The sequence below is a fragment of the Anaerotignum faecicola genome (genome assembly GCF_003865035.1).
Taxonomy (GTDB): Bacteria; Bacillota; Clostridia; order Lachnospirales; family Anaerotignaceae; genus Anaerotignum_A; species Anaerotignum_A faecicola.
On the sequence record NZ_BHVZ01000002.1, the window covers coordinates 332,402 to 339,559 of the forward strand.

Consider the following 7,158-nt stretch of genomic DNA (forward strand, 5'->3'; position numbering starts at 1 on the left):
TTGAAAGCTATTTTTCTCTTTTCCATAAAAAAGAAGAAGAATCTGCATGCAAATTCTTCCTCTCTCCAAGCTATTTATTTTTTGCTCCGCGGCTTTTCAATCACCACATCATAGGAGCCGCCAACCCAATAGGAAGGGTTTTCAAGCGAAAAGGTCAGTTTTTCGCGTTTTCCTCTGGGCAGATAAACACTTCTCTCCTGTATCAGAAATTCATTTGTCTGTTTCCAATCACGTTCCACGCCGAAATCATCCTCTTTCAGATAACGCAGATTTGCCGCGTACATCTTTCGGATTCCCTTTGCAGGCACCGTTTTGTATCTCACCGTCACCTTTGTTGCCTCCTCCGTCCGTTCGGAATCCTCATCCTCCCAGATGACATCCTCCTGCATAGCGGATAAAAATTCAACTGTTCCGTAATGGAATTTCATCTGCGGCAGCTCTGCTCCTTCTGTCAATGGAATTTCAACCTCTTGCTTTTCTCTGTCTGTTCCTGTATAGGCTGAATGGTGCAGTGTCAGAGGGAAATCCTTTTCCGTTCCCTTTAACGTATACCTTCCGCCGTTTTCCAACGATTCCAAATGTCCCCGCATTCGTTCTCCTGCCGCATTCTGAATATACGCATAGTCCTCTAAAGGCGCAAACCGATACGGACAAAGGATAATCCCCGTTTGATAATAATCCTCCATCGCCTGCGCCACCTCAGCAGAGGGAATCTGATAATATTCCAACTGAATGGTATCCCCATCCAGATTGGCTTTCGCAATTAAGGATGTACCGTTTTTCGTTACCGAATACCCAAGGTCTTCAGGGTTTTCCGTCGTTTTCGCCTTCACGACCTTCAAATGAATTTTCTCATCAAAACCTTTAATCGAAAACGCGTAATCATAACAGCCATCCTTCAGGTAAAGCCGTTCCGAGCAGTGCGGCGTATACTGCAGCACCTTGCCTTCATTGCTTATATGCCAGCCGCAACCGGAAAACCAAATCACCCTGCTTTTTTCTCCATAATAATAGGTGACTTCATATTTTTCAGACAATTCATCGACAATTTCATCTTTGCCATTTTTTTCTGTCGGCAAGCCCTCTCCGGTGAATACAAAATCTCCCTTGAGCATATTGTTTTCACAATAGAACCCTTTCAGCTCCACACGCACGCCGTCCTTCTCCTGCACAGGGTTATCAATCTGCACCTCATAAATTTCCGCGTCTGTATCGTTGATATAAACCCCAACACCGGGCAGATAATGCAGGATACGCTGGAAATATGCTGCAATCGGCTTGCGTGCAAATACCCCGACCGCAACCAGGCAGCAGACCGCCGCAATCAAAATACGCCTTTTCTGCCATTTTTTCTGCTGCTTCGCTTCCGCTTGCATCCGTTCCGATACAAGATTCTCAATCCGCTTTGCCGCTGTTTCGTCCTCCATCTGCGGCAGTGCTTCCGGCAAATTCCGCAGGAGATCTTCCTCCTCCAGATAATCAAATACATCCTTCATAAAATCCCCCTCCTTCCAATGCTTTTCTCAGCTTTTCCAAGCCACGCCGCACCTTCTGGTCCACTGTGTTCTCCTTTAACCCTAACGCAGACGCAATCGTTTTTGTCGGATAGCCATAATAAAATTTCCAAATCAATATTTTTTCATCCGGTTCTCCCAAGGAACGAATTGCTTGAAGCAGCACCTCCCTGTCCTCAAAGGATACCTCCTTCGGACTCTCCTGTATTTCTTCGTGCAGAGGCAGATTTTCTGCCTTTTTCCTGTAGCAATCTGCCGCCCTCCGCCGCGCAAGCGTTGCTAAAAATACACGAAATCCGCCTTTTTCCAAATCAATCTTTTCCCGATAACGATACGCGTCCACAAAAACATCACTCACACATTCCTCGATGTCCTCCTGCGGAAATTCCGCCAGCTTGTTTCTCACAATGTAATAGCAATACCCCATATATTGCCGCATCAATTCCTTCATGCCCTCATTCGGTCTTTTCTGTAATAAGGTCAGCAGACTTCTTTCGTCCATGCAATCCCTCCTCCCTTTATCTATCTATTCTCCGAAAAATAATGAAATCTGACAACCGTTTTGAAAAAAGTTTTGGAAAAAACGCAAAAAATCGTCGAAATTTCTTCTGACGATTCCATAAATCTGTTTTTATGCAAAGAAAAAGAGAGCCTTTTCAGACTCTCTTAAACTAGGGTAGCAGGATTCGAACCTGCGAATGACGGAATCAGAATCCGTTGCCTTACCGCTTGGCGATACCCCATTATACCAACCATCAGCTGGATTTGAGACCTGGGCTAGCTGGATTCGAACCAGCGAATGCAGGAGTCAAAGTCCTGTGCCTTACCGCTTGGCGATAGCCCAATATACGATAATGCAAACTGCTGAAAGAAAAAGCGCGAGACGAGATTCGAACTCGCGACCCTCGCCTTGGCAAGGCGATGCTCTACCACTGAGCCACTCGCGCATACGCTGCAGCCGAGGGGACTTGAACCCCTACCCAGAAACCCGGACTAGATCCTTAGTCTAGCGCGTATGCCAATTCCGCCACGGCTGCACAAATGAAAAATGAGTCATCCGGGACTCGAACCCGGGACACCTGGATTAAAAGTCCAGTGCTCTACCAACTGAGCTAATGACCCACAAAAGGGTGGATAGTGGGATTCGAACCCACGGCCTCCAGAGCCACAATCTGGCGCGCTAACCAACTGCGCCATACCCACCATAACAGATTTGACATGAAAAAAGAAATTGGATTCCGGCGACCATCTACTCTCCCAGGCAGCTGCCCACCAAGTACCATCGACCGCCTAGGTCTTAACCGTCGTGTTCGGAATGGGAACGGGTGTGTCCCCTAGGCGCATCATCACCGGAAATCTTTCTTTTATTAAGGTGTTACACCTTCAAAACTGAATACAAACTTAGCAATCCTTGAGTAATCTTTTTTTGGTCAAGCCCTCGATCTATTAGTATTGGTCAGCTGAACATGTTACCATGCTTACACCTCCAACCTATCAACCTCATTATCTTTAAGGGATCTTACTTCCGAAGAATGGGAAATCTTATCTTGAGGGCGGCTTCACGCTTAGATGCCTTCAGCGTTTATCCGTTCCATACATAGCTACCCGGCTGTGCAGTTGGTCTGCAACCGGTACACCAGAGGTACGTCCATCCCGGTCCTCTCGTACTAAGGACAGCTCCTCTCAAATTTCCTGCGCCCACAACGGATAGGGACCGAACTGTCTCACGACGTTCTGAACCCAGCTCGCGTACCGCTTTAATGGGCGAACAGCCCAACCCTTGGGACCTACTTCAGCCCCAGGATGCGATGAGCCGACATCGAGGTGCCAAACCTCCCCGTCGATGTGAACTCTTGGGGGAGATAAGCCTGTTATCCCCAGGGTAGCTTTTATCCGTTGAGCGATGGCATTCCCACTTATTACCACCGGATCACTAAGTCCTACTTTCGTACCTGCTCGAGCCGTCGCTCTCGCAGTCAAGCCACCTTTTGCCTTTACACTCTTTGAATGGTTTCCAATCATTCTGAGGTGACCTTCGAGCGCCTCCGTTACCTTTTAGGAGGCGACCGCCCCAGTCAAACTGCCCGCCTGACATTGTCCCTCACCCGGATTACGGATGCAGGTTAGAAATTCAATGACATAAGAGTGGTATCCCACCGGCGGCTCCACGAAAACTAGCGTTCTCGCTTCTTAGCCTCCCACCTATCCTGTACATATATCATCGAATCCCAGTATCAGGCTGCAGTAAAGCTCCATGGGGTCTTTCCGTCCTGTTGCGGGTAACCAGTATCTTCACTGGTTCTTCAATTTCACCGGGCGTGTTGTCGAGACAGTGCACAAATCATTACGCCTTTCGTGCGGGTCAGAACTTACCTGACAAGGAATTTCGCTACCTTAGGACCGTTATAGTTACGGCCGCCGTTTACTGGGGCTTGAATTCAAAGCTTCGCTTGCGCTGACCTCTCCTTTTAACCTTCCAGCACCGGGCAGGCGTCAGCCCATATACTTCACCTTACGGTTTCGCATAGACCTATGTTTTTGCTAAACAGTTGCTTGTGCCTCTTTTCTGCGGCCTCTTGCGAGGCTCCCCTTATCCCGAAGTTACGGGGTCATTTTGCCGAGTTCCTTAACAACACTTCTCCCGTCGGCCTGTGGATTTTCTCCTCATCTACCTGTGTCGGTTTACGGTACGGGTACACATAACGCAATAGCGGCTTTTCTCGGCAGTGTGGATTCGGAAACTTCCTTACTTTTTTTCAGTCCTCATCACGTTTCACTTACAGGAGACGGATTTGCCTATCTCCCACAGCTTTACGCTTGACCGGGTCTTTCCATTCCCCGGTTTCCCTATCCTCCTGCGTCCCCACAGTTCTGATTATGTGTAGTACAGGAATATCAACCTGTTATCCATCGACTACGACTTTCGTCCTCGCCTTAGGCCCCGACTAACCCTGGGAAGATTAGCTTTACCCAGGAATCCTTAGATATTCGGCCTACATGTTTCTCACATGTATCTCGCTACTCATTCCGGCATTCTCTCTCCTGTTTCGTCCACCATCGCTCTCACTTTGGCTTCGTCCTTGCAGGATGCTCCTCTACCACTCCTTACTTTGTAAGGAATCCGTAGCTTCGGTGTCGTGTTTTAGCCCCGTTACATTTTCGGCGCAGGTTTTCTCGACTAGTGAGCTATTACGCACTCTTTAAATGTATGGCTGCTTCTAAGCCAACATCCTAGTTGTCTATGAAATCCCACATCCTTTTCCACTTAACACGTACTTTGGGACCTTAGCTGTCGGTCTGGGCTCTTTCCCTTTTGTCCACGCGACTTATCTCACGCAGACTGACTCCCGAGGGTATCTTGACGGCATTCTTAGTTTGATATGAGTTGGTAACCTTTTTGGGCCCCGCGTCAGTTCAGTGCTTTACCTCCGTTAGACTCCAGCTCGAGGCTAGCCCTAAAGCTATTTCGAGGAGAACCAGCTATCTCCGAGTTCGATTGGAATTTCTCCGCTATCCACACCTCATCACCACGTTTTTCAACACATGTGTGTTCGGTCCTCCAAAACCTTTTACGGTTCCTTCAACCTGGACATGGATAGGTCACCCGGTTTCGGGTCTACTAATACCAACTCTACGCCCTATTCAGACTTGGTTTCCCTTCGGCTCCGTGGCTTCTGACCACTTAACCTCGCTGGCATTAGTAACTCGCCGGACCGTTCTACAAAAAGTACGCCATCAGACTTGCGTCCTTTGACTGTTTGTAAGCACAAGGTTTCAGGTTCTCTTTCACTCCCCTCCCGGGGTCCTTTTCACCTTTCCTTCACAGTACTGCTTCACTATCGGTCACTAGGGAGTATTTAGGCTTGGGGGGTGGTCCCCCCGGCTTCCCACAAGGTTTCTCGTGTCTCGTGGTACTCTGGATCCTGCTCGCTGCTTCAAGATTTCGTCTACCGGGCTTTCACCGTCTACGGCTGGCTTTCCCAAAACCATTCGTCTATCTCTCAGCAATGCTAATTGCAGTCCGCAACCCCGAAGAACCAGGTCCTTCGGTTTGGCCTCTTTCCCGTTCGCTCGCCGCTACTTAGGAAATCGAGTTTTCTTTCTCCTCCTACTGCTACTTAGATGTTTCAGTTCACAGCGTTCCCTTCCATACGCTATGGATTCACGCATGGATACTTGAGGTTTGCTCAAGTAGGTTTCCCCATTCAGATATCTCCGGATCGATGGCTGTTTGCGCCTCCCCGAAGCTTTTCGCAGCTTACCACGTCTTTCATCGGCTCCTAGTGCCAAGGCATTCTCCTTGTGCTCTTTCTTGCTTGACCAGTTTAATATAATAGCTATTTCTCTGGAATGTTTCGTTGTAGCGATACAACTTTTGTTACATTTGAAAATAGAAAATTTTGTTTTCTCGATTGACTCTATTTTTGCTTTACTTGTATTCAGTTTTCAAGGTGCATCCCGACTTCTTTAAGCCGGTAAGTGGAGATAACGAGATTCGAACTCGTGACCCCCTGCTTGCAAGGCAGGTGCTCTCCCAGCTGAGCTATATCCCCAGACCACACAAAATGGGCTCAAGTGGACTCGAACCACCGACCTCACGCTTATCAGGCGTGCGCTCTAACCAGCTGAGCTATGAGCCCATAGGACTTCGGCGACCATCTACTCTCCCAGGCAGCTGCCCACCAAGTACCATCGACCGCTTGGGTCTTAACCGTCGTGTTCGGAATGGGAACGGGTGTGTCCCCCAAGCGCATCATCACCGAAGATGTTTTGTGTGTTTCCTATTTTGTTTGAAGGTTTGATCCTTCAAAACCGAACAATGAATATCTTTCACAACCTTGCGTTGAAAAATGTTTACGAAAACCATTCGTAATGCTTCGCATTACTCATGTATTTGCTCCGCAAACCTACCTAAAACCTCTTTGTCAGCCTGTCTTGCAAGCAATCCATTCTGACAAAAGCTTTTATGCAGCTTTTCTCCGCTTTTCTCCATAGAAAGGAGGTGATCCAGCCGCACCTTCCGATACGGCTACCTTGTTACGACTTCACCCCAGTCACTGGCTTCACCTTCGGCGGCTCCTTCCTTACGGTTAGGTCACCGACTTCGGGTGCTTCCAACTCCCATGGTGTGACGGGCGGTGTGTACAAGGCCCGGGAACGTATTCACCGCGACATTCTGATTCGCGATTACTAGCGATTCCAGCTTCATGTAGTCGAGTTGCAGACTACAATCCGAACTGGGACTGGGTTTTTGTGATTTGCTTAACGTCGCCGTCTCGCTTCACTCTGTTACCAGCCATTGTAGCAACGTGTGTAGCCCAAGACATAAGGGGCATGATGATTTGACGTCATCCCCACCTTCCTCCGTGTTATCCACGGCAGTCTCCCTAGAGTGCCCAACTGAATGATGGCTACTAAGGATAAGGGTTGCGCTCGTTGCGGGACTTAACCCAACATCTCACGACACGAGCTGACGACAACCATGCACCACCTGTCACCGATGCTCCGAAGAGAAGCTCTATCTCTAGAGCGGTCATCGGGATGTCAAGCCTTGGTAAGGTTCTTCGCGTTGCTTCGAATTAAACCACATGCTCCACCGCTTGTGCGGGCCCCGTCAATTCTTTGAGTTTCAAACTTGCGGTCG

Annotated in this window: 2 protein-coding genes, 8 tRNA genes and 4 rRNA genes; all 14 read right to left on the reverse strand. The window is 48.6% G+C overall.

All coding sequences use genetic code 11. From position 1 onward, the window contains the following. Positions 1-74 precede the first annotated feature (74 nt). On the reverse strand, positions 75-1,496 hold the full coding sequence (locus EJE48_RS07390) for a DUF4179 domain-containing protein (RefSeq protein ID WP_118579702.1): 1,422 nt from the start codon (positions 1,494-1,496) through the stop codon (positions 75-77). Further along, a complete protein-coding gene (locus EJE48_RS07395) occupies positions 1,480-2,016 on the reverse strand; it encodes an RNA polymerase sigma factor (protein ID WP_118579705.1) in 537 nt (178 codons plus the stop codon). Before EJE48_RS07395 ends, EJE48_RS07390 begins: the two co-directional genes overlap by 17 nt. Before the next feature lie 169 nt (positions 2,017-2,185). Then, positions 2,186-2,257 (reverse strand) — tRNA-Gln (locus tag EJE48_RS07400). 29 nt (positions 2,258-2,286) lie between these two features. Further along, positions 2,287-2,358: transfer RNA gene (locus EJE48_RS07405), tRNA-Gln, on the reverse strand. A gap of 31 nt (positions 2,359-2,389) precedes the next feature. Further along, positions 2,390-2,461, reverse strand: a tRNA-Gly gene (locus tag EJE48_RS07410). Between the two features lie 6 nt (positions 2,462-2,467). Further along, positions 2,468-2,551, reverse strand: a tRNA-Leu gene (locus EJE48_RS07415). A gap of 12 nt (positions 2,552-2,563) precedes the next feature. Beyond that, a tRNA-Lys gene (locus tag EJE48_RS07420) sits at positions 2,564-2,636 on the reverse strand. Between the two features lie 7 nt (positions 2,637-2,643). Beyond that, a tRNA-His gene (locus EJE48_RS07425) sits at positions 2,644-2,717 on the reverse strand. A gap of 33 nt (positions 2,718-2,750) precedes the next feature. Further along, positions 2,751-2,868 (reverse strand): 5S ribosomal RNA (gene rrf, locus EJE48_RS07430). 72 nt (positions 2,869-2,940) lie between these two features. Further along, a 23S ribosomal RNA gene (locus EJE48_RS07435) occupies positions 2,941-5,836 on the reverse strand. 158 nt (positions 5,837-5,994) lie between these two features. Further along, positions 5,995-6,067, reverse strand: a tRNA-Ala gene (locus tag EJE48_RS07440). A 13-nt stretch (positions 6,068-6,080) separates the two neighbouring features. Further along, positions 6,081-6,154, reverse strand: a tRNA-Ile gene (locus EJE48_RS07445). A gap of 6 nt (positions 6,155-6,160) precedes the next feature. After that, a 5S ribosomal RNA gene (rrf, locus tag EJE48_RS07450) occupies positions 6,161-6,278 on the reverse strand. Positions 6,279-6,509: 231 nt separating this feature from the next. Then, a 16S ribosomal RNA gene (locus tag EJE48_RS07455) occupies positions 6,510-7,158 on the reverse strand; the annotation flags it as partial.